Source organism: Brenneria sp. hezel4-2-4, from assembly GCF_013155275.1.
In the GTDB taxonomy this organism is placed as follows: domain Bacteria; phylum Pseudomonadota; class Gammaproteobacteria; order Enterobacterales; family Enterobacteriaceae; genus Brenneria.
On record NZ_JABJXS010000029.1, the window covers coordinates 1 to 1,101 of the forward strand.

The 1,101-nt window shown below is 55.3% G+C and carries 1 protein-coding gene; it reads left to right on the plus strand.

The window, feature by feature from the left end; translation table 11 throughout:
• The coding region (tuf, locus tag HOY33_RS20435; protein WP_172291850.1) for an elongation factor Tu at positions 1–1,092 on the plus strand (1,092 nt) is incomplete at its 5' end.
• Positions 1,093–1,101 lie beyond the last annotated feature (9 nt).

Consider the following 1,101-nt stretch of genomic DNA (forward strand, 5'->3'; position numbering starts at 1 on the left):
ATTACTACCGTTCTGGCTAAAACCTACGGTGGCGCTGCGCGCGCATTTGATCAGATCGATAACGCGCCGGAAGAAAAAGCCCGTGGTATCACCATCAACACCTCTCACGTTGAATACGATACCCCGACTCGCCACTACGCGCACGTTGACTGCCCGGGACACGCCGACTATGTGAAAAACATGATCACCGGCGCCGCGCAGATGGACGGCGCGATCCTGGTTGTCGCCGCGACTGACGGCCCGATGCCGCAGACGCGTGAGCACATCCTGCTGGGTCGTCAGGTTGGCGTTCCTTACATCATCGTGTTCCTGAACAAATGCGACATGGTTGATGATGAAGAACTGCTGGAACTGGTTGAGATGGAAGTGCGTGAGCTGCTGTCTCAGTACGACTTCCCGGGCGACGACACGCCGGTAATCCGCGGTTCCGCGCTGAAAGCGCTGGAAGGCGAAGCCGAGTGGGAAGCGAAAATCATCGAACTGGCTGAAGCGCTGGACAGCTACATTCCAGAACCAGAACGTGCGATTGACAAGCCGTTCCTGCTGCCTATCGAAGACGTATTCTCCATCTCCGGCCGTGGTACGGTTGTGACCGGTCGTGTAGAGCGCGGCATCGTTAAAGTGGGCGAAGAAGTTGAAATCGTGGGTATCAAAGACACCACGAAAACCACGTGTACCGGCGTGGAAATGTTCCGCAAACTGCTGGATGAAGGCCGTGCGGGTGAGAACGTGGGTGTTCTGCTGCGTGGTACTAAACGCGATGACGTAGAGCGCGGTCAGGTTCTGGCTAAACCCGGCTCAATCAAGCCGCACACCCAGTTCGAATCTGAAGTGTATATTCTGAGCAAAGATGAAGGCGGCCGTCATACGCCGTTCTTCAAAGGCTACCGTCCGCAGTTCTACTTCCGTACAACGGACGTGACAGGTACCATCGAACTGCCGGAAGGGGTAGAGATGGTAATGCCAGGCGACAACATTAAAATGGTTGTTAACCTGATAGCGCCGATCGCGATGGACGACGGTTTGCGTTTTGCAATCCGTGAAGGCGGCCGTACTGTTGGTGCGGGCGTTGTTGCTAAAGTTATCGCTTAATCGCTGATA